General features: G+C 37.2%; 19 protein-coding genes. 3 read left to right on the top strand and 16 right to left on the bottom strand.

The genetic code is table 11. The features are described 5' to 3' along the window. Positions 1-29: 29 nt before the first annotated feature. Positions 30-464, top strand: coding sequence for a hemerythrin domain-containing protein (locus N8A89_RS12285; RefSeq protein ID WP_281542530.1), 435 nt, complete (start codon positions 30-32; stop codon positions 462-464). A gap of 149 nt (positions 465-613) precedes the next feature. On the opposite strand, the gene N8A89_RS12280 is transcribed toward N8A89_RS12285, so the two are convergent. Continuing rightward, positions 614-1558, bottom strand: coding sequence for a hypothetical protein (locus tag N8A89_RS12280; protein WP_281542529.1), 945 nt, complete (start codon positions 1556-1558; stop codon positions 614-616). A 21-nt stretch (positions 1559-1579) separates the two neighbouring features. Continuing rightward, entirely contained in the window at positions 1580-3034 is a 1455-nt protein-coding gene (locus N8A89_RS12275) for an MBOAT family O-acyltransferase (RefSeq protein ID WP_281542528.1), read from the bottom strand. A gap of 397 nt (positions 3035-3431) precedes the next feature. Here N8A89_RS12275 and N8A89_RS12270 point away from each other — a divergent pair, with 397 nt between their 5' ends. Then, a complete protein-coding gene (locus N8A89_RS12270; RefSeq protein ID WP_281542527.1) occupies positions 3432-4142 on the top strand; it encodes a polysaccharide biosynthesis/export family protein in 711 nt (236 codons plus the stop codon). 99 nt (positions 4143-4241) lie between these two features. Here N8A89_RS12270 and N8A89_RS12265 read toward each other — a convergent pair whose 3' ends face one another. The 12 genes from N8A89_RS12265 to N8A89_RS12210 form a co-directional block, all read right to left on the bottom strand. Beyond that, on the bottom strand, positions 4242-6545 hold the full coding sequence (locus N8A89_RS12265; RefSeq protein ID WP_289644388.1) for a GumC family protein: 2304 nt from the start codon (positions 6543-6545) through the stop codon (positions 4242-4244). A 73-nt stretch (positions 6546-6618) separates the two neighbouring features. Then, entirely contained in the window at positions 6619-7674 is a 1056-nt protein-coding gene (locus N8A89_RS12260) for a sugar-transfer associated ATP-grasp domain-containing protein (protein ID WP_281542524.1), read from the bottom strand. 54 nt (positions 7675-7728) lie between these two features. Then, entirely contained in the window at positions 7729-8445 is a 717-nt protein-coding gene (locus N8A89_RS12255; protein ID WP_289644387.1) for a WecB/TagA/CpsF family glycosyltransferase, read from the bottom strand. Then, a complete protein-coding gene (locus N8A89_RS12250; protein WP_281542523.1) occupies positions 8442-10712 on the bottom strand; it encodes a glycosyltransferase family 4 protein in 2271 nt (756 codons plus the stop codon). Before N8A89_RS12250 ends, N8A89_RS12255 begins: the two co-directional genes overlap by 4 nt. Continuing rightward, positions 10709-11458 carry an ATP-grasp fold amidoligase family protein gene (locus N8A89_RS12245; RefSeq protein ID WP_281542522.1) on the bottom strand — a complete coding sequence of 250 codons (750 nt, stop codon included), beginning with the start codon at positions 11456-11458 and terminating at the stop codon, positions 10709-10711. Before N8A89_RS12245 ends, N8A89_RS12250 begins: the two co-directional genes overlap by 4 nt. A 169-nt stretch (positions 11459-11627) precedes the next feature. Continuing rightward, a complete protein-coding gene (locus N8A89_RS12240; RefSeq protein WP_281542521.1) occupies positions 11628-12755 on the bottom strand; it encodes a glycosyltransferase in 1128 nt (375 codons plus the stop codon). Continuing rightward, positions 12755-13684 (bottom strand): glycosyltransferase family protein, encoded by a 930-nt coding sequence (locus tag N8A89_RS12235; RefSeq protein ID WP_281542520.1) that lies wholly within the window; start codon positions 13682-13684, stop codon positions 12755-12757. Before N8A89_RS12235 ends, N8A89_RS12240 begins: the two co-directional genes overlap by 1 nt. A gap of 81 nt (positions 13685-13765) precedes the next feature. Further along, positions 13766-14899, bottom strand: coding sequence for an EpsG family protein (locus N8A89_RS12230; RefSeq protein WP_289644386.1), 1134 nt, complete (start codon positions 14897-14899; stop codon positions 13766-13768). A gap of 71 nt (positions 14900-14970) precedes the next feature. Then, on the bottom strand, positions 14971-16158 hold the full coding sequence (locus tag N8A89_RS12225; protein WP_281542519.1) for a lipopolysaccharide biosynthesis protein: 1188 nt from the start codon (positions 16156-16158) through the stop codon (positions 14971-14973). Between the two features lie 125 nt (positions 16159-16283). Further along, positions 16284-17213, bottom strand: a complete 930-nt coding sequence (locus N8A89_RS12220; protein ID WP_281542518.1) for a GDP-L-fucose synthase family protein — start codon at positions 17211-17213, stop codon at positions 16284-16286. Beyond that, positions 17206-18324: a GDP-mannose 4,6-dehydratase gene (gene gmd, locus N8A89_RS12215; RefSeq protein WP_281542517.1), complete on the bottom strand. Its 1119-nt coding sequence runs from the start codon at positions 18322-18324 to the stop codon at positions 17206-17208. The genes N8A89_RS12220 and gmd overlap by 8 nt, the downstream gene beginning before the upstream one ends. 159 nt (positions 18325-18483) lie before the next feature. After that, positions 18484-19851, bottom strand: a complete 1368-nt coding sequence (locus N8A89_RS12210) for an MraY family glycosyltransferase (protein WP_289644385.1) — start codon at positions 19849-19851, stop codon at positions 18484-18486. Positions 19852-20723: 872 nt separating this feature from the next. Here N8A89_RS12210 and N8A89_RS12205 point away from each other — a divergent pair. After that, positions 20724-22112, top strand: a complete 1389-nt coding sequence (locus tag N8A89_RS12205; RefSeq protein WP_281542516.1) for an exonuclease domain-containing protein — start codon at positions 20724-20726, stop codon at positions 22110-22112. 97 nt (positions 22113-22209) lie between these two features. Here N8A89_RS12205 and N8A89_RS12200 read toward each other — a convergent pair whose 3' ends face one another. Both N8A89_RS12200 and N8A89_RS12195 read right to left on the bottom strand, forming a co-directional pair. Then, on the bottom strand, positions 22210-22392 hold the full coding sequence (locus N8A89_RS12200) for a hypothetical protein (protein WP_281542515.1): 183 nt from the start codon (positions 22390-22392) through the stop codon (positions 22210-22212). A 170-nt stretch (positions 22393-22562) separates the two neighbouring features. Further along, complete coding sequence (locus N8A89_RS12195; RefSeq protein WP_281542514.1) at positions 22563-23972, bottom strand: MBL fold metallo-hydrolase; 1410 nt, start codon at positions 23970-23972, stop codon at positions 22563-22565. Between the last annotated feature and the right edge of the window lies 1 nt (position 23973).

Here is a 23973-nt window from a genome sequence, read left to right as displayed (position 1 = left end):
AAAATCATTAACCCAAAACAAGTAGAACCATGAACATATTTGAGGCATTGCGTAAAGATCACGACATCCAAAGAGAACTTCTTAAAAAATTAGTGCAGACTTCTGGTGACACTAAGCTAAGGGACAACATCTTTAAAAGTTTGAAGAATGAATTGGAAACACATGCCGATGGTGAGGAGCGTTTTTTCTACAAACCCCTAATCGATAGCGATAAAACCCAGCAGAAGGCTAGGCACAGCATCGCTGAACATCATGAAATTGACGAATTAATCGAGAAACTGGAAGAAACGGATTATGATTCCTCCGCTTGGCTGAAAATTGCAAAAGACTTGCAAGAAAAAGTGGAGCATCATTTAGAAGAAGAGGAACACGAAGTTTTTCAAATGGCCGGTAAAGTGCTCTCAGAAAATAACAAGGGAAAATTAGCCGATGAGTATGAAAAGTATATGGAAAAGAATCGGTAATACTAATTACGGTGCACCCTTTTATCTGAATGGTATTTGACTTTTGGCAAATACACCCACTCCGTATAGAAATTCGTACATAAGGTAGCTTTTAATTTAATAAGGTTTTCCAAAAGCAAGATTGTAACTTCTTGCATTCAGTAAGTTTTTCATTTTTTAAAATCCTGCTTTAAAAAGTTGGCAATGTCCTCGGCTATAAGACTTCTCCCATAATCGTTCCAATGCATGTCATAAATTAAAGTGACCGGTTTTTTTGCCCTTTTAAAACCTTTAGAAAAATCTATGTACTCTATGCCATTGGAGATACAAAAATCAAGGAATTTTGTGTCGGTAACCCTACTATCTAAAAGCAATACCGTTTTTTCTTTATTAAAACCATACGTCTCCATCAATTTTTGGAAATTAGCTATTCTTGCGCTTACCGGACTTGGTTGGTAGGGTGGTATCTCCACTTCGCTTCTACCTCTCAAATAATTAATTCCATATAATATACCACTGGCCACTTTTTTAATGGGAGCTACTAATCCGTGTCTAGACCCATAAACCCAAAGTTTACATTCCTTTCTGATTTGGAAAAGTGGAGAATTCAGTTTGTCAATTAAGGCATAGTCTGCCTTGTGTTGAGCGGAATCAAAATCATTTTTAAACTTCATGTAGAGTATAATTTTATCTACATCTATTAGTGTTTCCTGGTAAGCATCTACCAAATGCATTTGATATGCCATAGACGACCCGGTATAACCATATTCATAAACCTGAATTCCAGGCATCAATTCCTCTATTTTCTTACCTAGAGAAGCTGAATAATCTTGGTGAAATCCTTCTATAAAAGAATCTCCAATAAGCGCCACTTCATAGGTGTCTTTCGTTGGTGAAAATTCCCTATACGAATTAAATCCCGAGTCGTTAATAGCGTATTCTGAAAAATTCTGCCGGCGATTACCCGTTACATAATAGCCCGTGGAACCTGGCACTCGCTTCTCTACTCCATATTCATCAATCATTTTTGGTGGGTCGTCCGCGTATAAATGGAATATCCTAACCAAGGCCTCCATTACCAAAAGAACGAGACCTAGATATATGAAAAATTTCAAAATAAATTTCTTCACCGCTACTTAGAATTGAAAATAGATAAATGATCGGTTCACCCCATCGTCATAAAATAATAAAATACTAAAAGCAATTACGGCATATAATGAAAACCGAACTAAAGCCGATTTAAAGGCAAAAGGCCTACGCTCATCCTTTCGAATAATATATTCATATACTACAAAACATCCTATTAAGATATAGAAATCAATCATACGGTATCCCATGGGATGGGCATACCAGTCAAATTGAAAATCTGTGAATATCGAATCAATATAACCAAATGCGTTTGAAATGGAATTTGACCTAAAGAAAATGCGGGAAAAAGTAACCAGTCCAAAAGTCAATAGTACCTGCCCGACCTCCGTTAAGGAGGGTAAATACGAGTTTTGACCTATTACATTGCCCTTATACATTCGATTTCTCCCCATCAGAAATACCGGGATGTATAGCATTGCATGAAAAGCGCCCCAAAAGACGAAAGTCCAATTCGCCCCATGCCATAAACCACTTACGACAAAAATGACGATGATATTGAATACCGAACGTTGTTTGCTTGCGCGCGAACCTCCCATGGGAATATAGAGGTAATGCCTGAACCAAGTAGATAAGGAAACATGCCACCGTTGCCAATATTCCGCTACATTTCGCGAAAAATTCGGGAACTTAAAATTGGACATTAATTCGATACCGAAAAGCTTTGCAGTCCCTATAGCGATATCGGAGTACCCACTAAAATCACCATACACCTGAAAACTAAAGAAGACTACGCCAAGAATCAGGGTTGAACTGGGGTAGGTGTCATAATTAAGAAATATATCATCTACCATGGGCGCCAACGAATCGGCTATTGCTATTTTTTTGAACAAGCCCCACAATATCAATTTTACACCATCACTAGCCTGTACGTAATTAAAAATCCTCCGCTGTTCTATCTGTTTCAAGAGGTTGGAAGCGCGTTCAATGGGGCCGGCAACTAACTGCGGAAAAAAGGATACAAAGGCTGCAAAAGCGATAAAATTCTTGGTGGGCTTAAGTTTTTCGTAATAAATATCAAAGGAATACGATAAAGTTTGAAAAGTATAAAAGGATATCCCCACGGGTAAAATAATTTGTAGTGTCCAGGTACTTTTGACGGTATAACCAAGCAGTTCCAAACTCTCTACAAGGGAATCCGCAAAGAAATTGTAGTATTTGAAAAAACCTAAGAGGCCAATATTGACCATTACACTTAGTGTAAGCCAAGCCTTTGCCTTTTTCTTATCGGTACGATTTTTATGAATGTAATGTCCTATCGTATAATCCACCACAGTGCTAAGAACAATCAAGAAAAGAAAACGCCAATCCCACCAACCATAAAAAATGTAGGAAATAAGAATTAGGAATAGGTTTTGAATTTGCAGGCGTGCCTTGGATAGCATCCAATAAAGCCCAAAGACCAAGGGAAGAAAAATTGCAAATTCAAGTGAGTTAAAAAGCACCTTGGTTTATTGGTTTCTGGTTTAGCTGGAAAACTGGACTAAAATAAAGAATGCAATTTAAAACTGGAGACTTTTTATTGATAAAGGACCTCGTACCTATTATGAGCGAAAGCCTACCATCCCTTAACTTCAAAACCATAACCTTCAAGATCCTATTGTGCTTAAACAAAACAAATAGAGGTATGTTCATTCCCATAAATTATAAGATTATATTTGTTTTGAGCTTAATACCTATAACTTTGAATTTTTAAATTTACCCTCGATCTCATTTAAAAAACATGATACTTATGAAAAATAGAAAAAGGCAGGTATTTTTTTCTGGATTGTTTTCTCTGAACAATTTTGTAACATACACTCTCGTTCTTCTGTTTACCGCAGCTTTTTTTCCTGCACGAACGTGAAAAAAGTAACCTATTTTAATGACTTGGGTGATGCCCAATTTGAAGAAATTGGCGAAACCTTGGAGCCGGTGCTTCAAAAAAATGACATCCTCAGCATTACCGTAAGCAGTTTAAACGTAGAAGCCGCTGAAATGTTCAATGTCGCTAACAAGACCTCAACACTCAATGGCGCCACAAATGGAAGACCATTGCCCACCTCGGGATATTTAATTGATCAAGATGGCAATATTCAGTTTCCATTCATAGGAAGTATTATGGCAGCCGGACTCACTAAAAAGGATTTACGCCAATATATAACCAAAGAATTGATTATTAGGAAACTTCTTTTAGAACCCATTGTAGACGTTAGGTATCTTAATTTCAAGGTGTCGGTTCTGGGTGAGGTAAATAACCCTTCGGTTTTCACCATTCCTAGCGAAAAAGTCACCTTATTGGAAGCCCTGGGATTAGCGGGCGATATGACCATATATGCGCAAAGGGACAATGTCTTTTTAATTAGCGAAAACGACGGTGTCAAAACTACGAAGAGAATTGATTTGACCACCGATGAACTTTTTACCTCGCCTAATTATTATTTGAAATCCAATGACATTGTGTATGTACAACCAAATAAACGAAAGGTCCGGACAACATCAAATACCCCACAATGGTTCACCGTCATTTTAAGCTCCTTATCCCTAGCCATCATTGCCATAACTAATTTGTAATAAAAGCAATTTTTCTGATTGCTTCATTAACTACAATTCGTGAAACTTGACTTTTACTTCGGTTTCTTGGTATTATTTTGAATGTCCGGTTCAAAAATATTATACAGCTCCGTAAGAATAAGAGGCTTTAATGCTAAGTTTAGAATCGTTCAATATTAAGGCAAGATTCTTAAAATTATCAGAGAGTTTACTATTACCTAAATTTTCTAAGGTGGCCCTCTCCGATAGACCTGCGCGCGCTATCAAGAGCATTATATCCGCATATTCTGAAATAAGCGAAGTATCGGTAACCAACATCATTGGGGCAGTATCCACGATAATATATTCATAGGATTTCTTTACATCCGTAATAAACACTTCAAAGCCTTCACTACTTAATAATAATGGTGCGTTGGGGGGTACAGGTCCGCTAAGACAAACTTTGTGATTAGTGGCTTTTTCTAAACCTGGATATATGAATTCCTTTGTACTACGGTTTGGCTCGCTTAGAAAGTCGGACAGGCCCTTCGTTGATTTCCCCATACCAAAAAAATCATGCAATTTTGGGTTTCTTAAATCCGCCCCTACCAACAGTACTTTTTTGTTCAAGCTGGCCAAAGCCACAGAAAGGTTATAGGCTAACAAACTTTTACCCTCACCCTCCATTGCGGAAGAAACATATATCACCTTGCCATCACTCTTATTTTTTGGTAACAAATATTTGAGGTTACTCGCCAATATGCGAAACGATTCTGCCATAAGGGACCGGTCGTTGATATCCACAAAGACTTTATGGTTCTTTAAATGTGGAATTTCTGCAATAATAGGAATAGTAGGCAGAAGCTTCTCCAAATCCGCTTTGGTATTGATTTGGGTGTCCAATGTATTTTTAGCGAAAATAACTGCGAAAGGCAGGAATAGCCCTAAAAGCCCAGCAATTCCCAATACGACCAATTTTTTTGGTGCTACCGGTTTGTTACTGGTTTCTGCATAATCCACGACTTTTACCGATGGCGCGGTTACTGCAAAGTTTATGGCCGCTTCCTCCCTTTTTTGTAATAATAAGAGAAATAAATTTTCTTTTATACTCTGTTGGCGCTCAATGGAACGTAGCATCTTTTCCTTCTCCGGTAAACCTGCAAAAGCAGAGCTGGCCTTGGATCGCTCCGAATTGAGACGGCCAAGGGAAGTTCGCAATTGTCTTTGGTAAACATTTACCGTTTTTAGAATATTAACTTTCGCTCGTTCCAGCTGCTCGGAAAGCGCCACCATACTAGGATGCCCATCCCCAATGGTCATTCCCAATTTTTCGCGCTCCAACGCCATTTCATTGTAATTGGACACCAAAGTACTTAAGCTGCTGTTATCCAATCCAATATCTACCGGCAACAGACTATAGGCAGATTGGTTGACCACGGTTTCCTTCAATAGGTCAGATAGGGAAAGTTGGGTCTCCAAGTCGGCCACCTGATTTTCGGTCTCGGATTTGCGCTCTAAGGAAATTCCTGCGTCCGCCTCAATATAGGAGAGGTTGTTCGTGCGTTTAAAACTTTCCTTGCCCCCTTCGATGGAATCCAGTTCCGTGGAGAGGTACAAAAACCGCTCGTCTATAAAATCCAATGTTCGTTTAGAAACCTGTTGTCTATCCAGAATACCGTCTTGGTTGTATACGGTTATCAGGGTATTTAGAATGGCCTCCGAGCGTTTATAACTTTCCCCTTTTAAAGCCAATGCAACAATTTCGCTATTTTTACTAGTAGGTTGCAGCTGTAAGTCTTCTTCCAAATCCTCTACCGCCTGCTGTTTGGATTTTAAAACTATCTCATAATCGATTTCCAGATGTTCATTAATATCCGTTGTAGGTGCTAACGAAATTTGAAATGGTAATTGGCTCAACGTCGTGTCCAATTCAAAAAAATTAACTTTCCAAGAACGATCTTGTTCATCTGTAACAGCTATATGGTCTATCGCTAAGCGCACCCCGAATGTTTTTGGCTCCACCAAACTATCCTCGGAAACATCCTTGGTCACTCTAAAGGGGGGATTCCAAATTTGGGTTGTTTTAATATTCCCCTTTTCGTAATAGGAAACATCTAAACGTAGTGTATCACTTACCTCGCTCAACAGACGATAAGACGTTAATATCTCTATCTCATTGTCCATATTAATTTGGCCTGAACCATTCAACAAGGAAAGTGGATCGGTAGTGACGTTCATTTCTTTGGTCTCGTCAATAATCTTGATTTTTGCCGTAGACTCATAGGTATTGGGAGCATATCTCAAATAAATAATCCCTAGTATAATGCAGAGTAATAGACTTACTAAAAACCACGGCCAGTAACGTAAGTACTTGGACAGCGTTTCCTTAAGATTAAATGAATCTCCATCATCGCTGATATCCAAGGTAAAGGGGGCGTCTTTCATAGCTATATCATCAATTGAACCAAACAGGGGTAAATTTAATTAATCATTCGTTAATCTTAGGACATGAGGGTAGCTAATCTCTTTCTTTCCACAGATTTTCCCATCCTAAATCTGCAAAACAAGGTCCTTGCGTCATCTCCGCATACTTAATATCGTTATGAAAGCCATTCCATTCTAATACGTGAAGCTCCTCATTTTGGTCTATCGCAATATCCCAGCCAATACAACCTACATAAGGTATCTTACTGTGTAAGTTGGTGCACAGTTCAACTATCTCGTTGAATTTTGGTATTTTCTTATGCTCAAACGAGACGCTGCTATCGGGATGGGAGGTCAAAACTGACCAGTTCTGTAAATGACCCTGATTTTCAAAAACTCCTGTTCTGAGTTCTATAGGTACAATTACTTGTGCTTTGGCATTGATATAAGTTTCACCCAACCTACCTAATTTAGCATAAGCAGCACGCGCTGAAACATCATTATTCGTATCAATAACCGTTGTTACGCGCAAAGTGGCTAAAGCTTCAGAACTAAAATTCTCAAAGAAACTATGGTGTCTTACCCTTGATTGAAAAACACCATTTCCCAAAGATTTTATTTTGTCCAAGGAAAAGTTTGCTTTATTAAAAGTATAAATTCCTCTGCCTTTCAAAGAATTGTCTAATTTGAAGAAAATCTCATTATGATTTTTGAAAAGAAATTCTTCTAACATTTCAGGAGACATTATTTGTCGATTCTTCGAAAGCCATTTTCTATTGACATAATAGGCGAGATCTGGAAACTTATCCGTACCAAAAACAGCATTTGTAAACATATTATTGAAAGATATTTTCCCGTAGTCGCCCTGTAATTTGGGAACTACGATTTCCCCATAATAATTATCTGGAATCCAACCTTCCTTAAACACCCCGGCCCATAACGTATACACATAAAGCCAAGGCGCATAGCGTTTGGAACCAAAAACGTCCACGGCATAGTCATCTGCCATTTTCCTATTTTGAGCGGAGAGTTTACCCCTGGTCAATCCAATTTGAGTTAAAATTGAATTGGCTTCTTTTTTGTGTAAGTAGTGATATCTCTTATTTTCTACCTTTTGAAAAGCCGATTTTATAATTTGGATGGTTCTCATATAAGAGCAATTGAACATGGTTGAAAGAGAAATAATTTCATTTATACTCCAATTTCAATGGTTTTTCTTTAAAAGCTTGTAATTAAAAACTTCTGCTATAAACTTAGGGGTAGACACTAAATTACGTTCTGCCAAACGTTTGGGGTCTTTTATAAAACGTGGCAGCCATTCTAAGCCTAACTTTATCCAAAAGGGATGCGAGCGCTTTACAGTACCGGCGTAAAAATCAAATACCGCACCAATAGAGCAAATTATAGGCGGAGAGAGGAATTCTTTATTAAGATATACCCATTTTTCCTGTTTTGGGGCCGTCATCCCAACAAAAAGCACTTGCGCATCGCTTTTATTTACCTGGCCGTACATTTTTTCGCTATCGGCTTGCGTAAACTCAGTTTTATACGGCGGTGAATGTGTGGCTATGGTTACACGTGGAAAGTCTTTCTTGGCCCTATCCCTTATTAATTCCAATGTTTCTTCTGAGGCTCCCAAAAAAAAACAAGACCCTTGCACGCTATTTAGATGTTCCATTAGGTATATGAAAATGTCATAGCCGGCTATTTTTTTGATTTTGCGCTGTTCCAATACTCGTGCTGCCCAAACAATGCCTATACCATCAGGTAATAATACATCGGCTTCCGTTAAGGCCCTTTTAAAAACACTATCCTTTTTCGCAATACAGTAACTATGTGGATTTATAGTATTAATGATCATCTTTCCCTTGAAAGAAATTTCGGGGTAGGACGAGGCTATAGTGTAGTTTAAAAGCTTCATTGTACTAAATCTTCTAGTATTTCATGAAAACGGGTCTCAAACGCTTCTAACGTAAAATTTGCTTCATAATGCTTTCTACCTGCTTCTCCCATTTTTTTCCGTAATTCTGGATTCTTTATTAAAATCTCCATTTTATCTGCAAGAGCAACCTCATTTTCCTTTTCTACTAAAAATCCTGTTTCTCCGTCTTTAACGATATCCCGTATTCCTCCTTCAAATGTTGAGATTAGGGGCAGACCAGATTGCATGGCTTCTAATAAAACCAGAGGAAAACATTCATTATAAGTTGGGAATACAAAAATTTCATTTTTCGCGTAAGCCTTTTCTTTATCCAAACCATATTTTGGCCCTTCATAGGTTACGTAATCTTGTAAACCTAAAGAGCTAACTTCCTCTTGGAATCTCTCCACATCGATATCGCCTGTATTTCCTATAAAGTTGCAATGAAAAATTACGTTTTTCTGAACCAGTAACTGGCAAGCCTTTAATAAAACGTATACTCCTTTAGAAACAATAAGGTTAGATAAAAACAATAATTGAACCCTTTCTTTGCTTTCCTGTTTATCTATTCTTTCATTGATGTTTTCAGGTATACCATTTGGACAAATATAAACCCTTCCTTTGGGCACGTATTTCTCTATGTCCGAATATAAGTGTTCGGAGAGCAGAATTACCCTTGTTTTTTTGAAAACTACTTTGTATAGGAAATGATCCAACCATCTGTGCTGTCTTTTACTTACCCCTTTGTTGTGAAAATGAAATACCACTTTACAGCCGAATAGCTTTACCAACAACACAATAAGCGCATCCTTATAAAAACCTGCTCCAGAGGCAGTCAAGGTAAAATAGACGAGCTTGGGCTTGGCGGAAATTAAACGATTGAAGGATGTCCTAAGAATCATGAAATAGCGTTTTACCTTCAACCATCCAGCACGTCCAATCTCATCCACACGAACGGAGGTTCCTAAATTAATATACTGCATATTAAATGTGGTGTTTATGCGCTTATTTCCCATGATATACTGTCCCACCATGGCCGCCCCGTGAACAGGAGGCGGATAATGTAAAATAGAAAGGATACTTTTGGTTTTTCTTGCTTTTTCGTCAAGCAGTATCAAGTATAGGTCTATTAGATTTTGGTAAATCTTTTTCTCAGTATATAACGTATCGGCTTTAATCTTGGCATTTTTACCTAAGAATACGCATTTCTCATCGTAATAAAATAAATTCTTTATGGCCTTGGCCAAGGCTACAGCATCACCCGGCTCTACGAGTATTCCATTTTCCTGATGATCTATAATGTCGGCCATGGCCCCTAGATTACTTGTAATTACCGGTTTTGCAAACTTCATCGCAGTGGTTATTACATTCGGAAAACCTTCATACCACTTGCTTGGCGCTACAACAATCTTGGATTCTTCATACAACTCATCCAAAGCTTTGCCGGCAACAAAACCTTTCCAGAGCACATTTTTGGGAGCATTTGTTTTAAGATGGGACACGTTGCTGTTTACACTTCCCGCGACAACAAATGGTATTTCGGGTAAAAGACTGGCCGCTTTCAGAAATTCTCGAATACCTTTTTCTTCACTGACCCTTCCTATAAACGATACGTATTTTGGGGTAATTGGTCTTTGTATTAATGTAGTCTTGGGCAGGAGACCGGGAAGTATAAATAGTTTATGTGCCGGTATACCGTTATCAATAAACTTTTGCCGCTGAAAAACACTTTGTACGATGTAGGCATCCATATTCTTGGTGACGCCCCAGAATGCACGGGCTATAAAATTACGCAGAGCATACCCAACACTTTTGGGCACATCATTCTCGCAATTTTTTGAAATACAGTTTAATTCCCTGACGCCACTTAAACACTTTTCGCAAATATTCCCTTGTCCGTCTAAATGCAATCCCGTAGGACAGAACAACCGATAATTGGGGCAGCGCATGACCAAAGGAATACCCCTACTTTTTATACTTTTTACTATACCGGGTGAAATAAACGGATACAGGTTTTGAACTTGTACAATATCCGGTTCAAAATCATCCAGTAAAATTTTAAGTTCTTTGACCGCACTAGGATTATACACCCCTGAAAAAAAAGCTTGAATCTTTTTTGTGGTGGAATTATTGATCACATCGGAAAATCGTCTAAACCATTTTACCTGGTGCCCATTAGATTCTAGTATCTCTTTCAAGGACTCCGCAGCATGTTCCTCCCCGGAATTATTACTGGCATAATTATTATGAATAAAGAGAATCTTCAATTTTTTTCGTGATTTATATTCAATTCTACCCAACTGCCGAACTCAAAATCCTTTTCCTCTGGATAAAAAACACCAAAACCATTACAAGGGTAAAAAGTCATCTCACCAAAGTAAATCTTGCCGTCCACGTTGTAAAAGTCTACCCTTACGAACTTAAATTCATTTGATAAGGTTCTTGCCAATTCTACCATAACCTCCAAGTTTTTGGGTTTAGGCAAATCCTCATCAGATTGCGGATACCAAAGCCCAAAAGGTAGTCTATTCCAATCGTGATCGTAAAAGTTGAGGGTGTGGTTAATAAAGCGATCGCGGTCTATTTGTATATGTTTGGGTTCGCCATGGAAGCAATGAAATTTGTAATCCACCACCGCACTCTCGTTCTCATTTTCCAAATATTGTTCACAAATAATACGTGGTGGTACATTTTTATAGGCGTGTTCTCCCCAACGTTCATAAAAGTTAGTTTTTAACCATTTATTCATGGTTTGTTTGGCGTTCGCAATATCAAACTGGGATTTATCCCTACATATAAGGATCATGTCTGCCCCATGAGTACCTTTTAGCACAAAAGATGCCGGTAAATTCTCAAAATCAATGGCTTCTACGTTTTCATAAACACCGTATAGGGTATTTAAATACTGACCTCCTATTTTGGTAGTTACGTATTCCCTAACCGCAAATTTATCTACCAGCTTGGTATATATAGGCGCACGATCGTATAAATTTTGCCAAATTATCTTAGCCATTAAAGTGTCTGGAGCTCTCAAATTTAAACAGCGTTTAAAAGTGATAAAATATCGGATTTGGTAGTACTGCTTATCAGTAGTAATTTTGCGTAAACACTTTAGCGCTGCTCTTTTTATACTCGTTTTTAACGGACTTTCTTTGGTATTCATAATACATAATAACAGTTAATCAACGTGTATTTTTTAATTTTGATAGTAGGGTATTTACTTTTTCATCAAAACTAAAAGGCATATAATTGTTTCTAACATTTTTTATGGAACTTTCTAACACATCCGTTTTTATAAGTATGGCTTCTAATTTCTTGATCAACTCATGAACATTATAGGGATTAAATAAGTCACCATTCTCTTTAGTAACCAAAGTTGCAGCTCCAGCCAGCTCTGAGCACAGAACTTTGCTCCCTGCTAACAAGGCTTCGTTTACGACCGCACCAAATGGCTCGTGTATGCTTGGCAATACAAAGACTTGAGAGATATTATACCATGCTAGCAAATCTAATCCCTCTTTGCTACCTAAAAAATGAATATTGTCGGATAAATTTAGGCTAGCAACTTCTTCATTTAACGTTTCTTCCAGGGGTCCAGCACCAACAAGAATTAGCTTCCAATCAGATGTCTTTAATGAAGAGCAAGCTTCAAGTAAAAGAGAAAGATTCTTAACTTCGGCCAAACGACCAACATAAAGAATAATTTTATAGTTCGCCAAACTATATTTTTTTATTAAACTATTGGATAGCTCCAAGCTTTGGTCCAATAGCGCTCTAAAACGTATATCGCTATGGATAATAGGCAATTCTAAGGAGTTTATTTGAGAAGAAATGTTTTGCTTAACCCATTCACCAACTAATTTACTCGGATAGATTACACCATCTATTCTTTTAGCAATAAGATTTCGAAGAATCAAACGGTATCCTTTTCTTTCCTTAATATTTTCCAAGCTATCATCACAAATGGTATATAGTTTAAATTTCTTACCCCAAAGCCAATAATAAATGAAAGTGGAAAGGGTAACTTGATTAAACTCACAGCACAATACTACATTAGGTCGTTCTTGTTTCAGCAAATTACCTAAACCAAAAACAAAAAAACGTTTTAGAAAGGTAAACCCGTTCTTTAAGTAATTTATCTCAAAATTACACTTATCACTCAAATAGTTTTTTGAAAAGCTATGATACGCTTGCCAAGGATAATAAAAGTAAAAAGAGGGTTCGAAACGCGTTGCTAGTTCGTTAAAAAAATCTATGCGGTATGGAGCTAAGGAAGGGTGAAAAACTAGTATTTTGTTTTTATGTTTCATTAAACTATAACCAAACCAAACTTATTCTTAAGAATTCTAAAAGCGCGCCGAGCTTTGTCACATAGCCTTTTTGTTATCGAAAACTTCCTTTTAAAATCCTTTATAATATTCTTATTTATATGCAACTCCTTTTCAAATTCAAATTCCGTTTTAAGGCTTTGATCCAAGGGAGAGATAAATTTGAATGCACCAGAAGTATGAGTCGCTGACTCTGAAAGACCAATACTATTAACTTTTGAATTGCTGGGAAATACTGTAATTAATCCCTCTTTAAATTGGTGATAGCACCATCTTATGGCCCAAGAATCTATTTTACCACTCATTTGATTGTGTAACATATAAGGCAAGTCACTAGAAATACTGAAGAACTTATATCTTTTCAACGGACTTTTCTTAAAAGTTGAATAGTCTCTTACTTCCCAATCAATATGCTCCCATTTATTGCTCCATGTACCCCAACCCCAAGAAGATGCCCTTAATCCCACATAGAAATCCTTATCATAATTTTTTAAGCTAGGCAAATTCATTGTATACCCTGAAATAGACATTACTTTAGGGTGTGTTTCATAAAACTCTAGGGCTTGATTCATAAAGTTCAGAAAGTTAGGAGAAGTAAGCAAATCATCCTCTAAAACAATTAGGCTATCATACTTCTTTAAAACTTGTTTAACACCACTAACAATAGAATTGGCTAACCCATTATTTTCTTCAGACTCATGGATTTCAATGGATTGGAAACCGTCTATAGTTTTCAAATATTCGCGAACCATTTTCACTTTCTGATATTCCATATCATTTTTTGGCCCATCTGAAAATATTATTAAATTACTATATGGTGCTAAAAAATTCCGTTGTAATGCTAATATCGTTTGTTTGGTTTCATAAATCCGATTATAGGTAAAAAGTACTATTGGTGCAATATCTTTCAATTATTTTAATTTAGTATGACCAAATTTTTTATTAAAATCAATAAGAGTGTTCCGACACATAATCACAAAAATCCCTTAATACTATTCCCAAAAACCAATAAATAAGATTTTCTCCATGTTATTGTAATGCCAAATACTATCATAAAATTCAAATACAAACCACGAGGCAAAACTTAAAAAAGCGAAAATGATGACGATTCTATTTTTTTTGAAAAAATTATTTACCTCTATGAACTTAGTAAAAAAGTAAACCGCCAAAGGAAATAGAAAATATAAATAAAATGAAAATCTTAATGCTATTTCCGTATCATTATAATTGAATGTTATAAAAATTAGGAAAAGCAAACTGATATATAAAAGTAATGCCCTATTTTTTGATCTCAGTTTCAATCGCAGAATATAAAACACCCCAACAATAAAAAGAAACAATAAATAATTAAGTATACCCAAATTTTCAAAATTGAGATCGCTATCCCTATTTTGAATTCTCTCTATTCCATAAGAGAGTACGCTATCATCAGAATATTGTAATACGAACAAATTAGAGAATTGAAACAGTAGCAATCCAAAGAAACCAAAACATGCAATAAGAATAAGCAATACAGTTTTAGTAGGTCTCAGTCTTCTAAAAAGGTAGACCAGCACATATAAAAAGGAACTGGTATGAGTAAAAACAGCTGAAATAAACAAAATTAATCTTCTCTTATTGTAAAAGGCAACATCTATTATAAATAAAAGAAGAATAGTAGCTGCTAAAAATTGACGTAATAAATGTGCCGATAATGAAAAAAGGTTTGGAAAGAGAAATAGTGATAATAGACTTATAAATAATATTTCTTTGGATACTTTGAAAGCATTATGCATGCGCAACATCGCAATGCCCATTATGCCATAGCATAAAGTAGTATGGATGATTAAATACACTTCAAAGAACCCAAACGAAAAGTAAAATAGTATGTAATTGTATAGAAAAAATACAGGTTCTTTACCTAAATAAAAAAGATAATTAATAAGATTATAATTAGGTACATCCTGGTACCAAATTTCATATAATTCTAAATCACTTTCTATAGTTTTACCGGAATTAATAATCCCTAATAAGACAGAAGCAATTACTATAAAAAAGGTAATTTTTTTTGAATCAAATTGTTTTTGAAAAACCAAATAAAAGTAAGTACTTATAACGCCGGTTAATGGGGATAATAAAAACAACAAAGTAAAGAATATGTAAAACATTAAATTCCTTTTCAGTTACCTCTCAAACATGTGCATACGCAAATGAACTCTTAGATTGAAACTATTCTTCTATAAATCAGGTATTGCGTAACCTGATAAAAAATGTTTTCCAAAAACATTGTATAAAATACTCCATAAATGCCATAGCTACTTACCATAAAATATCCTAAAACTACTGCTATAATACTACGCGGAATATATACCCAAAAATCAACATCCGTACGTTTAATAGCCGTTAAGGCAATTTTTATAGGTTGAAAAAATATAATTACGCTTTGTATTATAAACGGAAATATTACCAACAAACCTAAATTGGCATATTTTTCGCCAAAAAATAAATTCATTAAGTTCTCTCCAAATAAAAAGCCTGTTGCAAGAACAATTATACTCATCATGCCAAAGAACCAAAAACACTGCTTTACTAAATCACTTACCTTATTGAAATCCGTATTCAGCCTTACGAACAATGGCAGTAGATATGAGCCAAATGCTTTCAACAAAGGGGATATTATACTTCCAATACTTAATAGAACACCTAAAATTGCAACATCTTTTTTATCTACTATAAACAATAACAACCATGGATAAATATTTGAGGATATATGAAAAAGAAAATTACCGCCTACTAGCCATTTACCCACATGCCAATTTGCCTTCCAAAAATGAACTTGATTAGAAAATGTATACTTAATAAATCTGTAATTTTTAACATAATATACTAATGAAAGTCCAAAATATATAGTGGATGCAGAAACTAAATACACAAAAATATCACTTACATTAAAAAACCATATATATCCCAATAAGACAATTAAAAATCCTGAACATAGTAGACCATAAATCATGTTTTGCCTTGTCCTTCTTTCGCTCAAAAGTAATTCTCTCACGAAATAATATGAACTGTATGAAATGATAAAGAAGGAAAATATAAGCACATCTGGACCATTCCACTCCTTAAAAGAGAAAAAGTATATAATTGGAAAAAGCAACAAAATAATTACCGTAAAAATTAATTTGCTGTTTAGTGCGAATTGAAAATAATCTATACTTCTTTTGGAATCCTTGTAATCATTAAGGTTAATAGCGTAGGGTTTTGAAATGAGAGCACTTTGTAAGCCCAATACAAAGACAGTAAGCGTGATTAGTAGAACAAAATCAGCATATACCAAAACATCATAAGTTCTAGCCAGAATTATAGTAGTTGCAAATGTGGTAACACTCATAAAGAATTGGTCCAATAGAACACTAAACAATTTCGGTAGTTCTTTTGAATTCTTGATTTGGATAATGGAATTGAAATTCAAAGAGTATTATTTTAAGGTATGAAGTAGATATAAATATCAAAACTCCTAAATGACAATTGTCAACATTGTTTTTGTATAAACCAATTATAGGTCTCTTTAATCCCAACTTCGAAACCAATTGAAGCTTCCCACCCCAATTTTTTTAATTGGGTAACATCCATCAACTTACGTGGGGTGCCATTGGGTTTGTTACTATCCCAAATTATGTCGCCGGTATGCCCCACCGTTTTTTGAATGAGCAGTGCCAAATCCTTTATAGTCAAATCAACTCCAGTCCCCACATTGTACAAGTATCCCGGCAATTCGTTTTCCAACGCAAAGACCACCGCTTGTGCCATATCATCTACATGCATGAACTCCCGTAGCGGGGTGCCGCTGCCCCAGAGGGTGACAGGTACATTTCCATTTTCCTTAGCTTCATGAAATTTACGAAGCATGGCCGGCAACACATGGGAGCTTTCCAAATCAAAATTATCATTTGGGCCGTACAGATTGGTCGGCATTAAACTCACAAAGTACTTGCCATGTTGTTCCCGTAAGGCTTGGCACAACTTAACCCCAGAAATCTTAGCGATGGCATAGCCCTCATTAGTGGGTTCCAACGGTCCGGTCAGCAAATACTCTTCCTTTAAAGGCTGTGGTGCCATTTTAGGGTAAATACAAGAGCTGCCCAAAAAGATAAATTTGGTAACATTATGCTCTTGTGCGCCTTGAATCAAATTGTTCTGAATACGCATATTATCCATCAAGAACCCGTACTGATCTCTCTTATTGGCCAATATACCTCCTACCCGCGCCGCTGCGTCTACTACCACTTCCGGTTTTTCTTCCCTATAAAATTGGGTGACCGCCTCTTGGTTCCGCAAATCCAATTCTTTGCTAGACCTCCCTATAAGATTGGTATAGCCCAAACCAAGTAACGCCCTCCAAACGGCGGAACCGACCATACCTTTGTGCCCTGCGATATAAATTTTAGAATCTTTATTCATAATAGTTCAAGGTATCAAAACCACCTTGGTGCAAGTGCTGGTCTTTTTCCATCAGGTTCAAATCGCTCTCCATCATTTCCTTTACCAAGGCCGTGACATCATATGTAGCTTCCCAGCCTAGTTTTTCTTTAGCTTTCGTAGGATCCCCAATCAGCAGTTCTACTTCCGTAGGCCGATAGTACTTTGGGTCTATATTTAGAACTTCCTTACCTATTTCCATTTGATATTGGGGTAGGTTGCAAGCTTTCACATAACCCTTTTCATCTTCTCCCTGTCCGCTGAATTCCAGTTCTACGCCTATTTCTGCAAATGCCATTTTTACAAAATCGCGCACCTTGGTGGTCTTACCAGTAGCAATGACCCAATCTTCGGCTTTATCGGCCTGTAAAATCATCCACATCATGCGTACATAATCCTTGGCGTGACCCCAATCCCGTTGCGCGTCCAGATTACCCAAATACAATTTGTCCTGTAAACCCAGGGCCATGCGCGATACTGCACGGGTAATTTTTCGGGATACAAAGGTTTCCCCACGAATGGGCGATTCGTGATTAAAGAGGATGCCATTGCAGGCAAACATGCCGTAGGCCTCCCTATAGTTTACCGTAATCCAATAGGCATATAGTTTGGCCACCCCGTAAGGGCTTCTGGGATAAAACGGAGTGGTCTCCGATTGAGGGACTTCCTGTACCTTGCCATACAATTCTGATGTTGAGGCTTGGTATATCCTCGTTTTCTTCTCCATACCCAACAGACGCACCGCATCCAAAATCCGCAGCGTTCCAATTCCATCAGCATTGGCGGTATACTCGGGCACTTCAAAAGAAACGTGCACGTGGCTCATTGCTGCCAAATTGTAGATTTCATCCGGTTGTATTTCCTTAATTAACCGGATAAGATTGGTACTATCTGTCATATCCCCATAATGCAGTACAAAGTTTCTATCCTCCACATGTGGGTCCTGGTACAAATGATCAACGCGATCCGTATTGAACAAAGAAGACCTCCTTTTTAACCCATGGACGATATATCCCTTTTTGAGGAGGAATTCGCTTAAGTAGGCCCCATCTTGCCCTGTAACTCCGGTTATAAACGCTATTTTATTTTTCATAATTACACTTATGCGCAAATTTGTTGCGGCGCTTTAAACTTTTACAAACTATTTGACCGAGAAAACGAACGCATCGTATATAGGTGAGAATTGCAATATAGTACAATTCAAATATTCTCTGAAGTTTTGTGTAGATTTCAAAATACCATCTTGAGTTTTCTAACTATTTTCTTGTGGAACTTTCTTTGGGTATTTTTCCTTTACCTTTTGAAATATTCGAAGTCTATGAAGTACCTTTTTTTGAAAATAGGATTCGGTATCATTTTGTTTCTTGGTAGCCGTGTTTAAAATCTTGGCGGGCCGATTTTTTTTCTCCTTCTCGATAATGGAATAGTTATCCGAGGAAACAGTCTTATTTAAATGCCTTGCTTTAGCATACATACCCTCAAATTCAACTTCCAAGGCTTCGTTTGATAAAGGAACCTCCATGGCTTCGAGATTTTTATTAGCATTTAGCATGAATGGAATTAGGTATAATGCGATTCCAAATACCAAACAACAAAAAAGTTGAAAATGGATGTAAAGATTTTGGGTCACCAAGGCAAAAGCGATGACGGTTAAATTGGTTACCGCAATGGTCAAACTTGCCATTTTGTGACTTGAGCCCAGGTCTAAAAAGCGATGGTGTATGTGGTTGCGATCTGCACTAAAGGGACTTCTTCCTTCTCGAATTCGTATGATGAAAACACGGAGCACATCCATCATAGGATAGGAAAGCACAGCTATTGCGATGATAGGTGCATTTTCCAATGGAAATTCCAGATTCTCTCCTAAAAAGTTGAGATTTAAAAATGCTACGGCCAAATAGGCCATAATGAAGCCGGTGAACAAGGAACCCGAATCGCCCATAAAGAGTTTTTGTTCCTTGGAAAAGTTGTGAACCAAAAAACCAATGAGCGCCCCGATCAATAAAAATGAAGCCAAGGCCATAAAAGCGTTTCCGTTCAGGGCAAAATAAAGTCCAAAAAAAGCGCTGGTTAGAATACCAATTCCGCCAGCAAGGCCATCGATTCCGTCTATAAGGTTAAAAGCGTTGATAATGAGGATAAAAACGAAAATGGTAAATAGGACGGAAATCCAGTAGGGTAGCTCCCCCACCCCGAAAACGCCATCCATTCCCAGAATTCTTAAATCCGAAGCAAAAACAACAATAGCGGACGCTAACAACTGACCACTAAATTTTTTCTTGGGAGATATGACCAGTAAATCATCCTTAAGGCCCAAAAATAATAACAAGATAGTGGAACCTACCAAGGCCAATACTTTTACCAAATCTGAACGTTCCAATTCGGTAAAAATACTCATCAAAATAATTCCTAAGGCAAAGGTTATGAAAAGACCAACCCCTCCTAAAGTGGGGGTCTTATCCAAGTGCATACTGCGCTCACCGGGCTCATCCATCAAATCCTTTTTATGGCTAAGATGAATAATCACAGGGTATATTCTTGCGGAGAAAAGGTAAGCTGCCAGAACAGCTATTCCGCTAAGAACGTATAGATTGTTAAATACATTTGAAATGTAGGTCATTTCTAGGTTGGTTTTCAACAACTACGGAAAGCAAAAAATAAAAGGATTATTCTTAATTTATTCCTTAGATGCTCAACGAAGTTACTTGTGGTTTTTACTCATTTTTGGGGAAAATTTTAGACTATAAAACGAATTAAACCAACCTCACTCTTTATTATTACAATTACTTTTTCTTTTCAATAACATTATTCTCGTTTGTGGGGTTCTTACTACTAATTTAATCAAAAATATAGATTTTAAGGGCTAAAACTAATATACTCGATGAATTGTTATTAACGACTTTTCCAAGAATTGTTTGTAAAAAAGCGCTGGTTACATGTTTTTTTGACAAAAAGAAAAAATATACAGACGAGATTGAGAATTCCTGAAAAAAGACTGAAACGGAATAAGGATAGTACAATTTTAATTTTAAGTAAAAAGCCCATATTTCAATCCATTTAGCCAGAGAATTTCTTCAATGGAGAATGAAAAAAATGGTTGAGAGGGTATCCGAAATTCATCGAGTTTGATGTTTTGATGGAATTTAAGAGTATACTGCCAGTTTAAAATTGTCTAGGGAGGCGACCTATGAATAGGTTCTCGATACTATTTTCTGCCGAAAATCACTGGAACTGACCATATCACCATTAGTAATTCCGACTAACAAGATTCAAACCCGATACCACTTCGATTGTTTTCAAAGTAGCCATAGCCGTTTAGAAAATGTATAAAGAAGCAAAGTAAATCATAAAGATTTCATATTAATCATGTTAGGTGTGGCATGATCTTTAGACTGTAAGGCAAGCAATTTCACTTATCCCATTTCAGTACATCCAACAATAGATAATTCTATAAATTGAAGTAACTTTAAACCACAAACCTAAGAATAGTAATTGTACTGCATCGTTGACATAGAAACCACTGGAAACGGAATCAAAGGAAACCGTATTACCGAGATTTCCATTTTTAAATATGATGGGCATGAGGTGGTGGACGAATTTACTTCCTTGGTCAATCCACTATGTGAGATACCCTACTTTATCACCGGACTTACCGGTATTGATAATGATATGGTAAGGGATGCACCGTTACTCGAAGTTATAGCGCCTAAAATCATAAGATTTACCCAAGATAGCATCTTTGTGGCCCATAGTGTAAATTTTGACTACAACGTCATAAAAAATGAGCTCCGTCTGCTCGGCCTTAATTTTGTTCGGAAAAAACTTTGTACCGTCCGCCTATCCAGAAGATTATTTCCAGGCTATAATTCTTATAGTCTTGGTAAACTGTGTTCTGCCATTGACATTCCTTTGCAAAATAGACATAGGGCACGCGGAGACGCACACGCAACAGTTCTCTTATTTCATAAGTTGTTGCGCGCCGAGGGGGCATCCGCAGTTTTCAAGCAATTTCTGAACGCAAAATCTCAAGAAGCCACCTTACCCCCTTCTTTGCCCAAAAGCGAGTTTGACAAATTACCATCAACTCCGGGAGTGTATTATTTTAAAAACGCGCAAGGCAAAATCATTTACGTCGGCAAGGCTATCAACATTAAGAAAAGAGTATTAAGTCACTTTTATGACAAGAGTAGCAAGGAGCTGAATTTGTGTAGGGAAACCGTTCATTTGGATTTTGAGGAAACCGGCAGTGAGTTGATTGCCTTATTGGAAGAATCGGAAGAGATTAAAAAGTATTTCCCAATACACAATAGAGCCCAAAAAAGAAATATTCAACAGTACGGTATTTTCTCTTACGAGGACAGAAACGGGATAGTACACTTGGCCCATAATAAATTAAAAATGGTTCCAAATCCCCTGGCCATTTTTTATAGTATCACCGATTGTAGACAATTTTTGGAAAGTCTCTGCTCAACTTTTGAGCTTTGTCCAAAATACTGCCATTTACAGGAAAATATAGCGACTTGCTCGCATTACAAGATAAAACAGTGCTTAGGTATTTGCTCTAGCCTAGGACATTTGAAAGAATACAATGCTCGGGTAAGGGAAGCCGTCTTATCCCTGCAAAATCAGAAAACCGATTATGCCATTCGCCTAAAAGGGAGAACAGTGGAAGAGGAGGCTTTTGTACTCATACGGGAAAATTACTACGTAGGTTATGGATTCATACCAACGTCTGAAAACATTCAACAGTTAGAGGAGTTGGATACCTTTTTGAAACCTAGAAAAAACACCTTGGAAACACAGCGGCTTATAGCGACTTACCTGCGCAAAAATCCTAATTCTGTAATAGGTCTGGAAAAAGAAATGATGGATTCCAATTGAATCTAATCGTTCAATTTACGATACATTTTAAGCACGAACAGTAGCCAGATCATAAAGATGACTGCAACTATAATCGAGTATATTAAAATAAAATCCACTACTTCTTATACTTTAAATAATTCATGAACCCGAGAATTGTTGGAGCCCAAAAAGCGATGAATATGGCATCCAGCTTTTTTCCGCTTAAAAACAAAACTTCAGATACTATAATAATGGATAGCACTACCAATAGCATGATGCAGTTCATAACTCCAACACGCTCAATAAAATTTTTAATCATCTCCGTAATACAAATCCTACTTAAAGGTATTAATTATTTTATTTCGATTTAAGATTTTCTTAAGTTTTTTTTAACACTTAACAATTTCTTAATAAATTGTAAAATTAGCACAATTTCCAACACCTCTCTCCTTGAGTTTTTAGCTAAATAAAATTGAAGAAAAACCCATATTACAATGTAGTTGGACAAACATAATCCGTTACCTTGGCCCCCTCTTTTTTCAAAGCTCCGAATCCACCCGCGACATCAATCAAATTATGGATACCCCTACTCTTAAGAATTGAGGCCGCAATTACAGATCGGTAGCCTCCCGCACAATGTACTAAAAAATCCTCTTTTTCGGGGAACTTGGCCAAATGCCTATTCAATTCGCTCAACGGTGTATTTTCAGCACTTTCTACGTGTTCCGATAGATATTCACTTTCCTTTCGAACATCAAAGACCGGTATGGATTCCGATTCTAACTTCTCCTTGGCTTCCGAAGCGGGGATAGATGCTATGCTATCCGTTTCCTTTCCAGCTTTTTTCCACGCATCAAGACCTCCTTTTAGATATCCAATTGTACCATCAAAACCTACTCTGGACAACCTGGTAATGGCTTCCTCTTCTTGACCCTTTGGGATTATTAAAAGTAAGGGCTGTTTGGTATCGGCGATCAGGGCTCCCACCCACGGGGCAAAATCCCCGTTGAGCCCTATAAAAATGGAACGAGGGATGTGTTCCTTTACAAAGTCATTTTGATGACGAACGTCCAGCACCAAAGCTTCGGTCTCATTAGCCGCTAATTCAAATTCATCGGGATTAAGAGCGGTAGTACCTCTATCCAATACGTCCGCTATATCCTCGTAACCCTCTTTGTTCATCTTTACGTTCAACGGAAAGTATTTCGGTGGTGGCAAAAGCCCATCCGTTACCTCCTTCACGAATTCCTCTTTGGTCATATCCGCACGCAAAGCATAGTTCATCTTTTTCTGGTTCCCCAATGTGTCCACAGTCTCCTTCATCATATTCTTACCACAAGCTGAACCTGCTCCATGCGCAGGATAAACGATAACATCATCCGCAAGCGGCATTATCTTATTTCGAAGGCTATCGTACAAGGTTTCCGCCAGCTGCTCCTGTGTTAAATGTGCTGCTTTTTGGGCCAAGTCAGGCCGGCCGACATCACCCAAAAACAAGGTATCACCAGAAAAAATAGCATGATCCTTTCCATTTTCATCCTTCAATAGATAGGTGGTGCTTTCCATGGTATGACCAGGTGTGTGCAAGGCTTTGATCGTAAGTTTACCCAATTTAAATTCCTGCCCATCCTCGGCAATAATTGCATCAAAGGAGGGATTTGCAGTAGGTCCGTAAACGATAGGTGCACCAGTCTCTTTGGACAAAGTAACGTGACCGCTTACAAAGTCAGCATGAAAATGTGTTTCAAATATGTATTTAATTTCCGCATTATCCATTTCCGCCCTTTTTATGTAAGGTGTTACTTCACGCAATGGATCAATTATAGCGACTTCACCGTCACTTTCAATGTAATAGGCACCTTGTGCCAAACAACCTGTATATATCTGTTCTATCTTCATA

This window comes from Maribacter aestuarii (assembly GCF_027474845.2).
GTDB classification, from domain to species: domain Bacteria; phylum Bacteroidota; class Bacteroidia; order Flavobacteriales; family Flavobacteriaceae; genus Maribacter; species Maribacter aestuarii.
Note: the sequence above shows the minus strand (reverse complement) of the source record. Positions and strands in the feature narration are given on the sequence as shown.

Excerpts from the sequence above, each read along its gene's own strand:
- N8A89_RS12285 (WP_281542530.1), top strand. The coding sequence starts at position 30 with ATGAACATATTTGAGGCATTGCGTAAAGATCACGACATCCAAAGAGAA.
- N8A89_RS12265 (WP_289644388.1), bottom strand. The coding sequence starts at position 6,545 with ATGAAAGACGCCCCCTTTACCTTGGATATCAGCGATGATGGAGATTCA.
- N8A89_RS12260 (WP_281542524.1), bottom strand. The coding sequence starts at position 7,674 with ATGAGAACCATCCAAATTATAAAATCGGCTTTTCAAAAGGTAGAAAAT.
- N8A89_RS12255 (WP_289644387.1), bottom strand. The coding sequence starts at position 8,445 with ATGAAGCTTTTAAACTACACTATAGCCTCGTCCTACCCCGAAATTTCT.
- N8A89_RS12245 (WP_281542522.1), bottom strand. The coding sequence starts at position 11,458 with ATGGCTAAGATAATTTGGCAAAATTTATACGATCGTGCGCCTATATAT.
- N8A89_RS12240 (WP_281542521.1), bottom strand. The coding sequence starts at position 12,755 with ATGAAACATAAAAACAAAATACTAGTTTTTCACCCTTCCTTAGCTCCA.
- N8A89_RS12220 (WP_281542518.1), bottom strand. The coding sequence starts at position 17,213 with ATGAATAAAGATTCTAAAATTTATATCGCAGGGCACAAAGGTATGGTC.
- gmd (WP_281542517.1), bottom strand. The coding sequence starts at position 18,324 with ATGAAAAATAAAATAGCGTTTATAACCGGAGTTACAGGGCAAGATGGG.
- N8A89_RS12210 (WP_289644385.1), bottom strand. The coding sequence starts at position 19,851 with ATGACCTACATTTCAAATGTATTTAACAATCTATACGTTCTTAGCGGA.
- N8A89_RS12200 (WP_281542515.1), bottom strand. The coding sequence starts at position 22,392 with ATGATTAAAAATTTTATTGAGCGTGTTGGAGTTATGAACTGCATCATG.
- N8A89_RS12195 (WP_281542514.1), bottom strand. The coding sequence starts at position 23,972 with ATGAAGATAGAACAGATATATACAGGTTGTTTGGCACAAGGTGCCTAT.